The sequence below is a fragment of the Rhizobium glycinendophyticum genome (assembly GCF_006443685.1).
Lineage (GTDB): Bacteria > Pseudomonadota > Alphaproteobacteria > Rhizobiales > Rhizobiaceae > Allorhizobium > Allorhizobium glycinendophyticum.
In genome coordinates this window covers 35663-52213 of sequence record NZ_VFYP01000008.1, presented here as the reverse complement: position 1 = coordinate 52213, position 16551 = coordinate 35663, and the positions used below count along the sequence as shown (strand labels likewise).

The following is a 16551-nucleotide window of genomic DNA, read 5'->3' as shown; positions in this document are numbered from 1 at the left end:
ATTTGACACAAGGGCCAACTTCCCATGTAGGTATGTTGAACCGAGCGAATTTGGCACGGATCATTCCTCCGTCTGCATGGTTTTAGCTGATTGGGTGTGGAAATCAGGGGCGAAATGGTCAACACGCAACGAAAAACAGGCCGAGTACTTCCCAATGTCTCGGCTTATGTAGTTGCGGTTTTCGGGACGGTCGCGATTGTCGGCATGCCGCTTTTCCTGATGGGAGGTGCCGCTTCGCACGCGATTTCCCTGCTCGTGCCGATCCCGGTCATCGCCACCGCCCTTATCGGTGGCGCGCCTCCGGCTCTGCTCGCGGCAATCCTTGGCCTCGCCCTCTGGCTTCTCAACGTGCATCCATCCGTCTCGGAAACCGTCGTTGCCCAAGCAGTCGCGCTTGCCGTCCTCGCGGCATTGATTGTCTGGATGGCCAACCTAAGAGACCAGGATCGTGAGACCCTAGCGGAGCTCAAGGAAGCGCTGGATGATCGCGAGGCCCGAATGACATCAATCCTCGACACTGTTCTTGATGCCACCATCATCAGCGACGAAAACGGAAACATCATTTCGTTCAACTCCGCAGCCGTCCGCCAGTTCGGCTATTCGGAAACCGAAGCCGTTGGGCAGAATCTGAGACTGCTGATGCCTCAGCCTTACAAGGTCGAGCACGATGGCTACATGCGCCGCTATATGGAAACCGGCGAGAAGAGGATCATCGGCGTTGACCGTGTCGTGGTGGGTCAGCGCAAGGACGGTTCCACGTTTCCGATGAAGCTCGCGGTCGGCGAGATCAAACGCGGCGGAAAGCGGTTCTTCACTGGGTTCGTCCGCGACCTCACAGAGCGAGAGGAGTCCGCCGCTCGCCTGCAGGAAATCCAGACCGAGCTCGCAAGGCTCGGCCGATTGAATGAAATGGGAGAAATGGCCTCGACCCTGGCGCACGAGTTGAACCAGCCACTGTCGGCCATCGCCAACTATGTCCATGGCTGCGCGCGTCTGCTTGAGAACGCGGCTGGCGATCGTGACATCCAAATCCGAGACGCATTGGTGGAAGCGGGCGAACAGAGCATTCGTGCCGGGCAGATCATCCGACACCTGCGCGAGTTCGTCACTAAGGGCGAGACGGAGAAGCGGTCGGAAAGCCTGCGTCAACTCATCGAAGAGGCCGGAGCACTCGCTCTCGTCGGCTCTCGGGAAAAGGGGGTCCGCACCGTGTTCGACTTTACCTCGGACAACGACCAGGTTTTCGTCGACCGAATCCAGATTCAGCAGGTGCTGACCAACCTCATGCGCAACGCGATCGAGGCGATGAAGCAGACGGCAAACAAGGAAATCCGCATCAGCGTCCGCCCGGATAATCCCGAATTGCTGACGGTGAGAGTTGAGGATTCTGGTCCCGGTATATCTGCTGAAGTCGCTCAGGATCTCTTCAAGCCGTTTACGACCACCAAGGCGGGAGGGATGGGGATCGGGTTGTCGATCTCCCGACGGATCGTCGAAGCCCATGGCGGAGAGATGACCGTTTCTGAAAGTGAACTTGGCGGCGCCTGTTTCAGTTTCACCCTTTTGCAGCACGACGAGGGCCAAAATGCAGCCTGACGACTTTACCGTCCACATCGTTGACGATGAAGAGGGACTTCGCAAATCGCTGGGGTTCATGCTGACGGCAAACGGTTTTGGCGTGAGGCTTCATCCGACCGCAACCGCATTCTCTGAAATCGCGCCGAGCCTTCGCAGCGCAGTCCTGGTAACGGATATGCGCATGCCTGACATGAGCGGTCTGGACCTGGTGCGGAAAATCTCGAACATTTCGCCACCGATACCCTCGATCATCGTCACGGGGCATGGCGACATTCCCATAGCCGTCGAAGCGATGAAGGCGGGTGCAGTGGACTTCATCGAGAAGCCGTTTGAAGAGGCCGTAATTATCGAAGCGGTGCGACGGGCCGCTGAGAAACTCGCGGATTCGTCTGCGGGCACGGTGAGTGTGGACGATATCCGCTCCCGCATTGGCAGCCTCAGCGAACGGGAACGGCAGATCCTGGCGGCCGTCGTGGCTGGCCAGCCGAACAAGGCCATCGCGTTCAATCTTGACATCAGCCCGCGCACAGTCGAGGTCCATCGCGCCAATGTTATGATGAAGATGAAGGCACGCAGCCTGCCGGAACTCGTGCGCATGTCGCTCATTGTCAGCATATAGCCGGTATCTTGAGAATCCGACCATACACTTGATCCATGACAAGGGCGTGCGTCGGCCAGTATGCGATCTTCAAGCTTGGTGAATGATCATTACCGAGCTTTTGTGATCCCATTGTCCACGCTGTCTGCCATTGTTGTTGTTGTCAAAGACCCGGCCTTGATGCGGTCGATCAGCTTTGCCCTCAACACGCATGGCCAGGCAGTAGAGCAGTTCAACGACTGGACTATGGCAACCGAAGCGATTGCCCGTGCCCAATGCGTCATTCTCGACACCTGCCTCCCGCCCGCCGATCTGACGGCCGGCCTGAGCCTGACCAGCCGCGGTGTAAAAGTTGTTGTTCTCGCGGAGGACGACAGAGACTACGTGGGCTTAAACCCAGACAACATACGTGTACTGTCCAAGCCCCTCATGGGACCGGATATCTCCAATGCCGTATTGGGTCTACGTAAGAACCCGTAGTGGAAGAACTCAATAGCCGCAAAGCCGCTGATCCGACATGATCTCTTTCAACCAAAGGGACATGCCGATGCAGACCGCCGCTTCGATCACAATGAATTCGCGAATCTCCGCCCCGCCGCGTGCGCGGAACCAAGCGCATATCAGACCCGTAACCGTTCATGCGCCAGATTGCGTGATCTACGCCCAGGGCGAACGCGCACGTTCTCTTTACCAGATCGAATACGGGGCGGTCCGGATCTACCGTCTTCTGACAGACGGCCGCCGTCAGATCGTCGCCTTTCATCTCGTTGGTGAAACCTTCGGCTTCGAGATCAGCGAGACCCACAGCTTCTACGCCGAGGCTATGGTGAATTCCGGCCTTACCTCGATTGAACGCCCAGCTGGCGGCCAGCTTAACGATCGGCTGGTGGGCGTCGCGTTGAAAGCGATGGTCCGGGCCCAGGAACACCTGCTGGTCGTCGGCCGCCAGAGTTCGCTTGAGAAGATCGCCGTTTTTCTTATGGATCTGGCCGATCGCCAGGGCAGCACCGATGTGATCGACCTGCCTATGAGCCGTGTAGACATCGGCGACTACCTTGGTCTGACTATCGAAACGGTGTCACGCACGATTTCAAAGCTGCGCGACATGGGGATCCTCAAGCTTCACAACGCTCGCAGCATCGAGATTTTGAAGCAGGAAAGGCTTCGCCTGATGAGCAATTAGCCCAATCGTCTGGCCGCGAGACCGAAAGAGCTAAGCTGCATCTCTCGTTGCGTCTAGGTATTCTCAGGCCCCAACACCAGACAGATCCGTTCTGCCGAATTCAACGAGGAGACCTCGTCATACAGCCCGCCTCAAATGGTAGTTGCTGACACCTGTCGGGGGCAAGTGATCAGGGGAATTCTCGTTGTGGTAAAACACGCAGAGGCTTATTTTGCCGGATCTTGATGTTCGTCACACCGGAGGCGCAGCGTTAGGATTCTCTTTATCTAACGCGGCCTTTGAGAGCAGCTCGATAGGCTCGACGAGGAACGTGAAGAACTGGAGCGGCAGCTGGCAAGCGCTCATCCACGGATAAGCCCATAAGCGACGCCGAACGCCTCGCGACGCTGCGCGACGAGATCAACGAAGACACGGTCCGCACGGTGATACATGCCATGTTTTACATGATGCGCGATCACGCTGATACCCAGACTAAGCAGCCGCTGATCGGCATCATCCGCCAGCTTATACAGAAAGTCGTCATTGCCAGTACACCGGGCCGTTAACCGCCGGCGCTTGCGGTGCATGGTCGCATTGCGTCCATGCTCGCTGCCATGGAGACAGCTCAGCTGATGGAAGCAAAGTTCAAGGCAATGGTGGATCAGGATGTGCTGGCGCGTCAGCTGTCCGGGGAACTCGACACGGAGGACAAAAAACAAGAGCTCCTGGCGGCTTACGCGGAGGAGCTTCGAAGTGTGTCGTGCAATTGGGAGTGTATTCAAGATTGTTTGGTTGCGGGGGCCTGATTGCGCGGAGACTTGTACAAAACCCGGGTCTAGAGCGCTGAACCCGACCATTTGTCGGGTAAGCTTAATTGTGGAACTATCCTGCGGTTCGCTACCGCAGCCAATGCGCTGGCTAGCCTGTACTCGTCATTGATATCGAATCTAGCCAGTCAGCTGGTCGAGCGTACATGGTTTGGCCGATTTAGGAATCAACGGTGTCAGCAGGGCCTAGTTCACTGCCTCACGAAGGCGGATCGACATATCGTCATTTGCATGGACGCTGAGTGTGATGGAGTTGTAGTCACAAATAGTGGGCACATCGAATACCGTTGGCTCGCGGTTTGCAGACGTGATCGCTAGAACTTCTGCTCCAGCAGCCTTCCCTGCCGCTACTCCAGCCGGGACGTCTTCGAAAACGAGGCATTGAACTGCTGACAACCCCAACCGTTGGGCGCCGAGCAAAAAGCACTGCGGATCTGGTTTTCCTACCACAACATCTTCGCCGGTGACCATGTGTCGCGGTTTCTTCAGACCTGCGGCGTCCAAGCGCCTGAAGGCTAGCTCTCTAGTTGCAGAGGTCACGATTGCCCACCTGTCTTCAGGCAGGGATGCGAGGAACTCTGCTGCGCCCGCTATGGCAACCACCCCTTCTACGTCCTCTATTTCAGCAGCTGTGACCCTCGCAGCTTCGACATCGACGTCCAGATTCGGCAAGTTCAGTCCGGCTATTGTGTCCCGTGCACGTCTACCATGAATAGTCGGCAAAAATTCGTCCGGGTCGATGCCCTTTGAAGCGGCCCATCTTCCCCAGACACGCTCGGCCGCAGAGATAGACGTCAGTAGCGTTCCGTCCATGTCAAAAAGGAACGCGGAGAAACTTCTTTTCTTAAGGAACATCAGTCTTACACATCTTTCTCATGCAGCGCTATTTATGGAAGTACCATCCGTCAACGATGCGGCGGCTTCTCGCAACGCGAAGGAACCAACAAGCACAACCAAATCGTCAACCTGTTCGGCGAGCCGTCTGGTCGCTGCACCGGCTTCTTCGGCCATTGCCGCGTTGAGCAAGGTAACCCGTTCCATGGTTCCAACCGCAGTACTTAGCTCGCGTAAACTATCCGCTTGGCTCTGGTTCGATCGAGCAATTTCTTCGACATCGCAAGAAATATCGCCGATTTTGATCGCAATGTTCGAAATGGCTGCTCCAGTCTGCTCCACGAAGTCCACTCCAACGGCGACTTCGACCGTGGAATGATGGATCAGCGCCGCTATCTCCTTAGCCGCCATCGCTGCGCGTTGAGCCAGTTCTCTTACCTCTTGTGCAACGACCGCAAAACCCTTTCCGGCCTCTCCTGCGCGGGCAGCCTCTACCCCAGCATTCAATGCCAAGAGATTGGTCTGGAACGCGATCCCATCGATCACAGACACGATACTGGTAATCCTATCTGAGGCCTCCTTAATCCGAGACATTGCGCCAACGGCATTCTCCACCACACTCAAGGAAGCATCAGCCTCTACCTTGACACGCTGAACCGTATCCGCAGCGCTCGCAGACCGCCTTGAAGCTTCGACAACCGAATGACTGATGCCGGAGATGGTTGACGCTGTCTTTTCGATCGATTCTGCCTGCTGCTCGTTTCTTCGGGACAGTTCCTCCGTTGCGTCCGCAAGAAGGCGACCGTTGACGTTGATCTCCATAGAGGCTGCCCGCACGTCTAGCATTGTCGAATTTAGGCCCCCGACGGTCGCGTTAAAGTCCTGCCTCAGAGTATCAAGTTGACCTGAAAAGGGCTCCTCAATAAGATTCTGAAGGTTTCGATCAGCGAGGTTCTTCAACCCGCAGGCAAGCAGCCTAACTGCATCTTCCACATTTTTGGCAGCAGCCTCGCGCTGCCGTTCATTGTTTTCGCGTTCCAGTTCGGCTCTTTGCTGCAATTCTTGGGTCTGAGTTTCGATTGCTCGTTTTTGGGCCGCGTTGTCCTTAAAAACCGCCAGCGCCCGTGCCATTTCTCCAATCTCATCGCTACGCAGAGAACCGTCAATCGAGACATCTAACGCCCCCCCCGCAAGCAGGCGCATAGTCTTGGTGATCGAACCAATGGGGCGCTTCAGCGTTACAACCAGCGCAGCACCAGAGGCTACCGCAATCAGAAACCCGAGTGCGATTGAAGACAATGAAATAGAATTCGCTACCGCACGCTCTGACGACGCCATCTGCCTCTGGCTACTGGCGAAGGTATTCATTTGTTCCCAGATCGAATTGATCATCGTTGTGGCAGCCAGGTACTTTTCCTCAGAAGCGGCCACGTTCTCGTTCAGTGCAACGGCGTCCGCCAATAGGCCTGCCGTCACGAGGGAAAACTTGTTTGGCACATCGGCAAAGTATGCGTCAATCGGAGCCAAATCCTTCAAGAGGTTAACCTCAGCCTGATAAACAAACAGCGCTCTTTCCACCGATTTTACGTTATCTTCGGAAGGGTCCGATAAGATACGGGCAACCGATATCCTTACTTCGCTGCTGTTAGCAACGATGGAACGGAGCTTCTTTGTAACGTTATCTGTTTCCGAAGATCGGGAACCCATAGTTGCTAGGTCCGGGGCGATACGAGTAAGCGCCTCAGAATTTCGATCACGCATTACGCTCGCGAACTCTGACACATGCCGATGCACACTGTCGTAGATCGCCGACGCCGTCACAATGTCAGATTCTATTTTTAGATCTGTGAACTTCTGGACGACCTCCAGAGCTGCGATGTGTTCTCGGACGCCAAATGACTTTAGTAAACGTTCATTCTTGGCTAATTCAACTGCGAAAGCGCGCAATTTGATTTGAAGATCCGCCATTTTGCCGGTGCCGACTGCTTCGACAGAATTGGCTGCCAGGATTTCGGTCATATTGACTAATTCCTGAAATTTCATTGTGTCAAAGAGACGCGACTGACGCTGGTTTGCTTCCTGCGTTGCCTTGGCAACAATTTTGAACGCGTACTTACCGAGGTCCGTCTGAAACGAATTCAGATCGTTCATACGGTCGCTAATCCGACTGAGGACCTGTTCCCGTTCCTCTCGATGCAACCATATGCTGTGAACGTATTCGATGATTTCCCGTGTCGCATCGCGTGCTGCAACCAGCTGCGATACATCCTGACCTTCAGGAAGTATGTTGATGCGGACATCAATGTCTGCAATCTGCTCCTCAGTCGTCCCAGCTGCTTTCTCGTAGCTCTCGGCAGTTGGGTCGCGCAGAAACGCCGTAATATCTGCGTAAACTGCTTTGTAGCCCGAGAGCAACTGAACGATATCACTGGAGACGTTAAGCCGTTTCTCCAAAATTCGTGTTGCATAGACCCCTACCCCGCCAACGATAATAATGGTCAACAACAAAGGAAGCACAAGAATGACAACTTTTGTTTGAATTTTGAACTTCTCTAATAGTCTGTCCATCTCGCCCCTCCCGAAGCACTCACCTCTTAGAGAAGGCTAAATCCAGAGCACTTAATTTTACCTTTCTTTCGTACAAAAAAGCGGAGAAAAATTCTTTTGTACAACACGGCAGTGCAGAATGCATTCAAAACCGCGTAACGCCAGCATCAGCGGTGTGGACGTGAACTTTTTGCAGAATTGCGATACGCTAGTTGAAGGTCGGATCAAGTTCGTTGCAAGCGTAGCGCTTAGCCATCGCGGAAAGGGACAGCGGCTTAATTCGCGAGGCTTTTCCAGCAGTACCAAATTGCTCAAACCGCTCGGTACATAGCTTGGTCAGTGCATGCATTGCGGGTTTAAGGTACGAGCGGGGATCGAATTCACCAGGATTGTCATGCAGGAATTTTCGTATTTGTCCTGTGATGGCAAGCCTACCGTCAGTATCAATATTTACTTTCCGAACCCCATGTTTAATCCCGTGTTGGATCTCTTCGATCGGGACACCCCAGGTGGGCCGGATGTCACCGCCATAGAGGTTTATGATCTCCTGCAATTCCGCCGGCACAGACGACGACCCATGCATGACCAAATGAGTGTTCGGGAGCTTTCTATGGATTTCTTCGATCACTCTCATCGCCAGAACTGACCCGTCAGGACGCTTGGTAAACTTATATGCTCCATGCGAAGTACCCATGGCGACCGCCAGCGCATCGACTTTAGTTTCTTTGACAAATGCCACCGCTTCGTCAGGATCGGTGAGCAACTGCTCGTGAGACAGTTGGCCTTCGGCACCATGCCCATCTTCGGCTTCGCCAGTCCCGGTTTCCAGCGATCCAAGAACGCCAAGCTCGCCCTCGACGGATATACCGCCAAGATGCGCCATTTGAGTTACACTCCTGGTCACGCTGACGTTGTAGTTCCAATCAGCTGGCGTCCTCGAATCACTCATAAGCGATCCATCCATCATTACTGACGTGAAACCCGCCTGTATCGCCGTCATACAGCTTCCTGGATCCGAACCATGATCGAGGTGAACACACACTGGAATATGTGGATAGATCTCGACCACGGCATCCATCATATGCCTAAGCATGATGTCGTTGGCGTAAGCTCGCGCTCCCTTTGAGGCCTGGATTATAACTGGTGCGTCACAAGCGTTGGCGGCGTCCATGATGGCCAATGCTTGTTCCATATTGTTAATGTTGAATGCTGGAACGCCATAACTGCGGTCCGCAGCGTCATCCAGCAGTTGCCTCATCGTGATCTTGGCCATCTCGCTCTTTCCCCAATTTGTGTGAGCACTCGCCAACAGGTTTTGGAGACTTTAGGCGTTGAGCACCCGGCCGTAAGCGTCGAGCACGCTTTCCTTCATCATTTCCGACAGCGTCGGATGCGGGAAGATCGTGTGCATCAGCTCTTCTTCCGTCGTCTCTAGGTTCATGGCGACAACGAAACCCTGGATGAGTTCGGTCACTTCCGCACCGACCATGTGGGCGCCGAGGAGTTCACCGGTCTTCTTGTCGAAGATGGTCTTGATCATGCCCTGGTCTTCGCCGAGCGCGATGGCCTTGCCGTTGGCCGCAAAGGAATAGCGGCCGACGCGGATATCACGGCCCTCGGCCTTTGCCTTGGCTTCCGTCAGACCGACAGAGGCGACCTGCGGGTTGCAATAGGTGCAGCCCGGGATCTTCGCCTTGTCCATCGGGTGGACACCCGGAACGCCGGCGATCTTCTCGATGCAGATGACGCCTTCATGCTCGGCCTTGTGAGCGAGCATAGGCGGGCCGGCGACGTCGCCGATCGCATAGAGGCCCGGCACATTGGTCTTGCCATAGCCGTCGATGACGATGCAGCCGCGATCGGTCTTCACGCCAAGGGTTTCGAGGCCGAGGTTCTCGATATTGCCCTGGACGCCGACGGCGGAGATCAGGCGATCAGCGGTGATCGTCTGGACCTTGCCATCCTTCGTTTCGACATGGGCGGTGATGGAGTTGGCACCCTTCTCGACCTTCGAGACCTTGGCCTCAGTGATGATCTTCAGGCCGCGCTTTTCCAGCTGCTTGCGGGCGAAGGTGGAGATCTCGACATCTTCGACCGGCATGATGTTCGGCATCAGTTCGACGACGGTCACATCCACGCCCATAGAGCGGTAGAAGGAGGCGAATTCGATGCCGATCGCGCCCGAGCCCATGACGACCAGCGACTTCGGCATGAAGTCCGGCTTCATCGCCTCGAAATAGGTCCAGATCAGCTTGCCATCTGGCTCGATGCCCGGAAGTGCGCGCGGACGCGCGCCGGTAGCCACGATAATGTGCTTGGCGGTGTAGGTGCCCTCGCCCAGCACGCCCTTCGGAACCGGGTTCTGCGGCTCGACGACGGGCTTCGACATCTTGCCGACGACGACTTCACCGGGCTTGGTCAGCTTGGCTTCGCCCCAGATGACGTCGATCTTGTTCTTCTTCATCAGGAAGGCGACGCCTCCGTTGAGGCGGGCCGAGACGCCGCGCGACCGGGCGACCACGTCCTTGACGTCGGCGGTCATCGTGCCGTTCAGCGTCAGACCGTAGGATTTTGCATGATTGGCGTGATCGAGGATCTCGGCCGAGCGCAGCAGGGCCTTGGTCGGGATGCAGCCCCAGTTGAGGCAGATGCCGCCCAGATGCTCGCGCTCGACGATCGCAGTCTTCAGGCCGAGCTGGGCCGCACGGATGGCGGTGACGTAACCGCCGGGGCCGGAGCCGATAATGATGACGTCGTAAGACAACGGAATTTCCTTGGAAAAATGGGGGATCTAACCTCAGACTTCTCTGACGCAGATCCCCCAGTCAGGGAGGAACTTAAGCGAGCATACTCAAAGGGTTTTCGATGTATGTCCGGAACTTAGCGAGTAACTCTGCGCCGAGGGCACCATCCACGGCTCGATGGTCCGTTGACAAAGTGACCGTCATAACAGACGCAACCGCAAGATCGCCATCAGCGTTAACGACAGGACGACGATCACCCGCGCCGACCGCAAGGATAGTCGAATGGGGAGGATTGATGATAGCCGCGAAGCGATCAACACCATACATGCCCAAGTTTGAAATCGCACCGGTACCACCTTGATATTCGGTAGTCTTTAGCTTCCCGGCACGAGCACGAGTTGCGAGATCCCTCATCTCGCCAGAGATGGTAGACAGTGTCTTCGCGTCTGCATTTCGCACTATGGGGGTTATCAAGCCATTGGGGACCGACACGGCGACACCGACATCAACACTGCGGTGAAGTACGAGATTGTCTTCCGTCCACGAGACATTGGCATCCGGCGTCGAGCGCAAAGCCAGAGCATAGGCTTTAATCACCATATCATTCACGGACAGCTTGAACGACGGTACTCCATCAACAACCGGGGATGAAGCGTTCAGCTCGGTACGGAGCTTAAGCAACGCGTCTAGCTTGCAATCAGCGGATAGATAGAAGTGCGGAACGGTCGCCTTCGACTCAGCAAGCCTTCTGGCGATAGTCTTCCTCATTGAGGTATGAGGTTGAAGATCGAAAGAGCCGTCTGCAAAATGCTTCGACACTCCGCCTGCGACATCTGGTCGAGCAACAGTGGTTTCACTTGCGGGCGGTTGGCGCTCCTCCAGCGATACACTGGCCAAATCAGCACTTACCACCCTGCCGCGCGGTCCAGACCCCGCCACCATAGCCAGATCGATGCCCCTCTCACGCGCTAGTCGCTTGGCCAAAGGGGTCGCTGGCACTTTGGTTTGGATGCTTCTATGAACTCCGGCTTCGACGGGAGGTACCGAAGCCCGCTCGATCAATTCGACAGTGTTTTGCGCTGCGTCATTCGTATCTGGCGCGTTTCCCGTGCCCTGAAAATATGCCTCGCCTTCCTCATAGACCCACGCAACGGCCGATCCTACTGGAATATCAAGCCCCTCCTGTCCGACCACATTTCGGAGTATGCCAGTTGCGGGAGAGTCGATCTCCATGGCGGCCTTGTCAGTTTCGATCTCAAAGAGTACGTCACCCTTCTTGACACGGTCTCCGTCCGAGAAGAACCACTTTGAGATTTTTCCGGTTGCCATGTCCATGTCAACCTTGGGCAGAATGATTTCCGTCGCCATCTTAAACCGCTCCTCGCACCATATCCCTTGCGGCGGCGAAAATGTCTGCAACCTGTGGCACGGCGGCTTTTTCAAGTTCAGGATTGTATGGGATCGGAGTTTCGGAGCCTCCCAACCGAACGATGGGCGCATCGAGATAGTCGAAGGCCTCACTTTCTGCAATGATGGCGCTAATCTCAGCTCCAATGCCAAGTGTTTTCACACCCTCATAGACGCACAGCAGCCGGTTCGTCTTCTTCACACTCGCGATCAGGGTTGCAGTGTCGATGGGCCTCACCGATCGCAGATCGATGACCTCGACCTGTACACCCTCCATCGCAAGCTTCTCAGCCGCTTCCAAAGCCTTGTGTACCATAATTGATGTGGCGACGATGGTCAGATCGGTACCCTCGCGGCGGATTACAGCTTTGTCCAGGGGAACGACATAGTGCCCCTCAGGCACCGGCCCCTTCATCTTGTAAAGCAACTTATGCTCGAAGATCATTACAGGATCGGGATCCTGAACAGCAGCGAGAAGCATACCCTTGACGTCATGCGGCGTCGCCGGCTGAATGACCTTCAGACCAGGTACATGTGCCAACCATGCCTCTAGGCTTTGGCTGTGCTGTGCCGCGGCACCAGTGCCGGAACCTGCAGGAAAACGCATGACGACCGGAACTGAAACCTCCCCTCCAAGCATGTAGCGCATTTTCGCTGCCTGATTGACGATCTGCTCCATCGCGAGAGTGGCGAAGTCCGAGAACTGGAATTCGAAAATCGGTCTCAGTCCTGTCATCGCTGCGCCAACGGCGACGCCTGCCCCCCCCAACTCCGAAATTGGTGTATCCATCACTCTGTCTGGGCCATATCGGTCGATAAGATCACCAGTAACCTGGAACGCTCCGCCGTAGACACCAATGTCTTCGCCCATGAGAATGACGCGTTCGTCACTGTCCATAGCGATTGCCATCGCTTCCTGAATTGCCTGCGAATAGCTAAGTTCTCGAACAGCGGTCTCCATCATGCATGCTCCGTATACACGTTCTGAGCCAGTTCGCTCACACTTGGTGCGGGGCTCGTTTTGGCGTACTCGATCCCTGTGGCAATTTCGTCGCGCACCGATTGCCGAATGGCTTCAAGCTCAGCGTCAGCAGCAATGCCAAATTCGCGAAGCTGTGCTTCGAATCTGAGGATGGGATCACGATTGCTCATCCAATCGTCGATTTCATCCTTCGTTCGGTATCTATTCCGATCACTCTTTGAGTGGCCGCGATAACGATATGTCTTGCACTCAATCAACGACGGTCCATCGCCACTTCGCGCCCGCTCGACGGCGTTATGCGTGGCCTCTGCGACTTCGGAAAGTACATTGCCATCCACAATGACACCCGGAATGCCGTACGCGGCCGCTCTGTCCGCAATGTTGGGAACGGCCGTAGATCTTGCCGTTGATGTGGACATCCCATACCCGTTGTTTTCACAGACAAAGATCACCGGCAACTTCCAAATCGCAGCCATGTTGAGAGATTCGTGGAATGCCCCTTCGTTGTTCGCACCATCTCCGAAGAACGACACAACAACCTTTCCGGTCTTCAAGCGCTTAGAAGTGAGTGCGGCACCAACCGCGATTGGCAAGCCCCCTCCCACGATGCCGTTTGCCCCCAGGTTGCCTGTTGTTACGTCGGCAATGTGCATAGACCCTCCGCGTCCTGCGCAGTAGCCTGTGGTTTTGCCGAAAAACTCCGCGAACATTCTCTTAACGTCGGCGCCCTTGGCGATGCAGTGCCCATGCCCCCGATGCGTGGAAGTGATTTGATCTTGCTGAGTGAGGGGCAGGCAAACACCCATGGCGCTTGCTTCCTGCCCAATGGAAAGATGCATTGTTCCGTGAATTAATCCACGGGTGTAGCTATCTTCCGCCCCCTCTTCGAATTGGCGAATGAGGTGCATTTTGCGAAGAGCATCCAAGAGTTGCTCTCGGCTGTAGGTCTTGTAGATGAATGGCAGGTTGCTTGCTTCATCGCCCTTCATCACTCTCACCGAATTCGCCATTTAAGCCTCCTTGCCGTAAACGAGTGCGTCTTGGCGGGAACGCAAGACGGCAAGCTTAGACCCTGGAGCGACAGCAGCGTTGCTATAGGTGATCAATTCACCTTTCTTGATCGGGGCTGTCACCTTGCCGCCTTGCAGCATTCCGCATGGAATAGCGGATGCGCCTCTGGCTTCAGATGCCGTCATAATCCACGCGCGATAGCAGTACTCGCCGATCGCATCCAAATTCTCGCCAGGGTCCAGATCTTTCTTCGCGATTGCGCAGACTTCTGCCACGGGTTTCGACAGCGGGACCATATCCGGTTTGCCGTATAGGACCACACGAGCGCAGGTGAGCGGCACCTCCAATGAGGTCAGGTGATAAGGGCGATGAAATGTGAAGTAAGGCCCCTTCCCCATCTTGAGGTCTTCCATGCGCTCCGAGATGCGAGGGTGAGACATGTCCGCAACGACAAAAACCCCTGGCGCGACACCCTTGCCGATCGAATAGTCTACGACGCCGGACTTGCTTAGGACGCCTCCGTCCTTCTGGGGGATCAGCACGCTTGAGAGCTGATCGAGGGTGGCTGCTGGACCGTGCATCCCCGGCTTGTCAGGCACCAAGCCTGTAGCGTTGGCAATCGCGGCCATTTCTACCATCGTCTTAGAGCCGTCTACGAACTCGACCAGCATTCGGACGTTCATGTGGCGACGCGCAGCCTCTTCAGCATACTCGTCAGGAACGGCGTCGACGTTCAAAGGATTGTTTTTCCCCTTGCCAGCCGCCACAATCGGGTGGCCCATAGCAGAAACGAACTCTATGAGTTCAATGCAAGACGAAGGCTCATCGCCGGCGCCGAGTGAGTAGGTCACGCCAAGCCGCTCGGCCTCACTCTTGAGGTAGGCGCCGATAGTAACATCGGCTTCCACGTTCATCATCACCAGGTGCTTGCCATGCTCCATGGCAGCAAGCCCAATCTCTGCACCGACAGCCGGAACGCCAGTGGCGTCAATGACAACGTCAATCAGACCACTATTCAAGAGACTTGCAGAATCTGGTGTGATGGCGATCTTGCCACTTTCGATTGCTGCATTCAGCTGGTCCTGGCTCACAGCATCCCGGTGATGGCCCTCTTCCTGATACGCGATAGCCACTGCCTCACGCGCCCTGGACACATTCAAGTCACAGATTGCTCCGATCTCGATGCCGGGCATATGAGCGACGCGGGTCACGATATCCGTACCCATCTCTCCGCTCCCGACGAGACCTATGCGAATAGGCTTACCTTCCGCCTCAAGGCGAGCAAGGTCGCGTGCAAGCCCAGTGGGTGCAACGTTTGTGGGCATTCTTTCCTCCCAGATCAATCCGGAAAGACAGGTATTGTACATTTGTTATTTCGTCAAGATACTTGTTCGCCCACAAGCGAGTTTAATGCCTGATGAGCCCGAGATCACTTGCCACTTTGAACTTATCGCACCTCGATAAGCGCATTTAGCTACGTCGATTCTGATGGTGCGGCACACCGGGGGCAAGCTCCTCATATGCGTGGGGGAAGGAAAACCTGCCCCAGACTTAGGGAGGTGGGGGCGACCGACCAGCGGAACCTCACCCTGGCACGAGATAGGACAGCGTCAGGGCGCAGCCTAAGGGTTATCTAGGCCGTGCGATGCGCATGCCAGCGCCAGCGCCTTCTCGAAGGAAGCTGCGTTTGGCGAACTAATTCGACTGACACCCCGGTTGGAAGAGGCCTCCGATGATCCTAGCCGAAGTTGCGGCAGCAGATCTGAGAGCTCGCTAGTCAACTGGACGAAGCTGCAGCAACGCCCCCGCAGTTTGCTCATCAGTGACGAAAATGGTCGGTTTGATTGTGGAAATTGATGCCCGGAGGGCATGCAGTTTCTCAGGCCCTCCCGAAATCAAAACCCGCTCCGGGGTCCGACGAAGTCGCTCTAAGCTTACAGAGATAACCCTTGCATTGACCTCGTGATCGACTAGCCGGCCTTCTTTATCGATAAAATTGTATAGAATGTCACCCACGGCACCGGCATCCATGAGAGATCGCCTGTCCGCCTCGGACAGATATCCTGTTCGATAGCTCGTTGTGAGTGCGGATATCCCACCAACCGACAACAAAGCTACATCAAGCTTGTCAGCCATCTCGAATATCGCAGCCAACCCGCACCGCTCCAGTAATGCGTGCTTGGTTTCGGGGCTGTCCACTACTGCTGGCGCAGTAACAAGGAAACCTTCGCCCTTGAATAGCTCAGCAAACTGCCATGCAAATTCGGCAGGGTTGAAACGGCGTGCGGCCGAAATGCCACCAAGCAAGGAAACGACCCTGAAGTCGTCGAGCGCTGCCCCTGCAATGAACGGCAGCGTATTGTAGAGGGTCCTCCCCCATCCCACGCCAACGACCATCCCTGAATGCATGAGAGACGATATCAGAGCCCCGGCAGCAGCGGCAATGACTTTGGTCGGATCTCCATCAGCATCTGCGAAAGGCGCCACTATTACTTTGCCAATACCGTAGTGGGTTTCGAGCTGCCGCTCTAACGCCGTCATTTCTGACAGAGTAGAAGAGATCGTCACTCTAACCTCATTGCGGCGGCGCGCCTCTGCCAGGAGCCTCACAACCATGACCCGATTGATGCCGAGCTGGGACGCAATGTCGTTCTGTGTGTAGTTTTCGATGTGATAAAGCCAGGCTACGCGCGCCCGTAGCCTCTCAGCCTCGCTCTGAACCACCACGGCCGAGGGATTCACCTGCATATAGTCTCCTTGTTTCGTTGGTCATTTAGGCAGCGCGTTAGACAATCAAGAATGCTCACCGGGCCACTGCACTTCATGACACGGCCTCTACTGATGTACTAGATTCAGCCTGA

The 16551-nt window shown here is 55.5% G+C and carries 14 protein-coding genes; 4 read left to right on the top strand and 10 right to left on the bottom strand.

Features of this window, described 5'->3' with window-relative positions; genetic code table 11:
* The first annotated feature begins 114 nt into the window (after positions 1–114).
* The 4 genes from FJQ55_RS22615 (at position 115) to FJQ55_RS22600 (ending at position 3359) form a co-directional block, all read left to right on the top strand.
* Positions 115–1596: a PAS domain-containing sensor histidine kinase gene (locus FJQ55_RS22615; protein ID WP_140832340.1), complete on the top strand. Its 1482-nt coding sequence runs from the start codon at positions 115–117 to the stop codon at positions 1594–1596.
* Complete coding sequence (gene fixJ / locus FJQ55_RS22610) at positions 1586–2197, top strand: response regulator FixJ (protein WP_140832338.1); 612 nt, start codon at positions 1586–1588, stop codon at positions 2195–2197. Before FJQ55_RS22615 ends, fixJ begins: the two co-directional genes overlap by 11 nt.
* A gap of 75 nt (positions 2198–2272) precedes the next feature.
* Positions 2273–2656, top strand: coding sequence for a response regulator (locus FJQ55_RS22605; RefSeq protein ID WP_140832335.1), 384 nt, complete (start codon positions 2273–2275; stop codon positions 2654–2656).
* Between the two features lie 67 nt (positions 2657–2723).
* A complete protein-coding gene (locus FJQ55_RS22600) occupies positions 2724–3359 on the top strand; it encodes a helix-turn-helix domain-containing protein (protein ID WP_140832333.1) in 636 nt (211 codons plus the stop codon).
* A 341-nt stretch (positions 3360–3700) separates the two neighbouring features.
* Here the strand turns inward: FJQ55_RS22600 and FJQ55_RS22595 are convergent, their stop codons facing one another.
* The 10 genes from FJQ55_RS22595 to FJQ55_RS22550 all read right to left on the bottom strand — a co-directional run bounded on the left by FJQ55_RS22595 (position 3701) and on the right by FJQ55_RS22550 (position 16438).
* Positions 3701–4057 carry a hypothetical protein gene (locus tag FJQ55_RS22595; protein ID WP_140832331.1) on the bottom strand — a complete coding sequence of 119 codons (357 nt, stop codon included), beginning with the start codon at positions 4055–4057 and terminating at the stop codon, positions 3701–3703.
* A 294-nt stretch (positions 4058–4351) separates the two neighbouring features.
* Positions 4352–5020: an HAD-IA family hydrolase gene (locus FJQ55_RS22590; protein ID WP_140832328.1), complete on the bottom strand. Its 669-nt coding sequence runs from the start codon at positions 5018–5020 to the stop codon at positions 4352–4354.
* Positions 5021–5038: 18 nt separating this feature from the next.
* Entirely contained in the window at positions 5039–7567 is a 2529-nt protein-coding gene (locus FJQ55_RS22585) for a methyl-accepting chemotaxis protein (RefSeq protein ID WP_140832326.1), read from the bottom strand.
* A 187-nt stretch (positions 7568–7754) separates the two neighbouring features.
* Entirely contained in the window at positions 7755–8819 is a 1065-nt protein-coding gene (gene fba, locus FJQ55_RS22580; RefSeq protein ID WP_140832323.1) for a class II fructose-bisphosphate aldolase, read from the bottom strand.
* A gap of 51 nt (positions 8820–8870) precedes the next feature.
* Complete coding sequence (gene lpdA / locus FJQ55_RS22575) at positions 8871–10316, bottom strand: dihydrolipoyl dehydrogenase (RefSeq protein ID WP_140832321.1); 1446 nt, start codon at positions 10314–10316, stop codon at positions 8871–8873.
* A gap of 67 nt (positions 10317–10383) precedes the next feature.
* Positions 10384–11658: a pyruvate dehydrogenase complex dihydrolipoamide acetyltransferase gene (locus FJQ55_RS22570; RefSeq protein WP_140832319.1), complete on the bottom strand. Its 1275-nt coding sequence runs from the start codon at positions 11656–11658 to the stop codon at positions 10384–10386.
* Position 11659: 1 nt separating this feature from the next.
* Positions 11660–12658, bottom strand: coding sequence for an alpha-ketoacid dehydrogenase subunit beta (locus FJQ55_RS22565; protein WP_140832409.1), 999 nt, complete (start codon positions 12656–12658; stop codon positions 11660–11662).
* A complete protein-coding gene (locus FJQ55_RS22560) occupies positions 12658–13689 on the bottom strand; it encodes a thiamine pyrophosphate-dependent dehydrogenase E1 component subunit alpha (protein ID WP_140832316.1) in 1032 nt (343 codons plus the stop codon). Before FJQ55_RS22560 ends, FJQ55_RS22565 begins: the two co-directional genes overlap by 1 nt.
* Positions 13690–15015 (bottom strand): NAD(P)H-dependent oxidoreductase, encoded by a 1326-nt coding sequence (locus FJQ55_RS22555; RefSeq protein ID WP_140832314.1) that lies wholly within the window; start codon positions 15013–15015, stop codon positions 13690–13692.
* A 448-nt stretch (positions 15016–15463) separates the two neighbouring features.
* The gene (locus tag FJQ55_RS22550) at positions 15464–16438 is read right to left on the bottom strand and encodes a sugar-binding transcriptional regulator (RefSeq protein WP_140832312.1); all 975 of its coding nucleotides are present in this window, start codon (positions 16436–16438) and stop codon (positions 15464–15466) included.
* Between the last annotated feature and the right edge of the window lie 113 nt (positions 16439–16551).

Coding starts and splice junctions, on each gene's coding strand:
- FJQ55_RS22615 (WP_140832340.1), top strand. CDS start 115: ATGGTCAACACGCAACGAAAAACAGGCCGAGTACTTCCCAATGTCTCG.
- fixJ (WP_140832338.1), top strand. CDS start 1,586: ATGCAGCCTGACGACTTTACCGTCCACATCGTTGACGATGAAGAGGGA.
- FJQ55_RS22600 (WP_140832333.1), top strand. CDS start 2,724: ATGCAGACCGCCGCTTCGATCACAATGAATTCGCGAATCTCCGCCCCG.
- FJQ55_RS22590 (WP_140832328.1), bottom strand. CDS start 5,020: ATGTTCCTTAAGAAAAGAAGTTTCTCCGCGTTCCTTTTTGACATGGAC.
- FJQ55_RS22585 (WP_140832326.1), bottom strand. CDS start 7,567: ATGGACAGACTATTAGAGAAGTTCAAAATTCAAACAAAAGTTGTCATT.
- fba (WP_140832323.1), bottom strand. CDS start 8,819: ATGGCCAAGATCACGATGAGGCAACTGCTGGATGACGCTGCGGACCGC.
- FJQ55_RS22570 (WP_140832319.1), bottom strand. CDS start 11,658: ATGGCGACGGAAATCATTCTGCCCAAGGTTGACATGGACATGGCAACC.
- FJQ55_RS22565 (WP_140832409.1), bottom strand. CDS start 12,658: ATGGAGACCGCTGTTCGAGAACTTAGCTATTCGCAGGCAATTCAGGAA.
- FJQ55_RS22560 (WP_140832316.1), bottom strand. CDS start 13,689: ATGGCGAATTCGGTGAGAGTGATGAAGGGCGATGAAGCAAGCAACCTG.
- FJQ55_RS22555 (WP_140832314.1), bottom strand. CDS start 15,015: ATGCCCACAAACGTTGCACCCACTGGGCTTGCACGCGACCTTGCTCGC.
- FJQ55_RS22550 (WP_140832312.1), bottom strand. CDS start 16,438: ATGCAGGTGAATCCCTCGGCCGTGGTGGTTCAGAGCGAGGCTGAGAGG.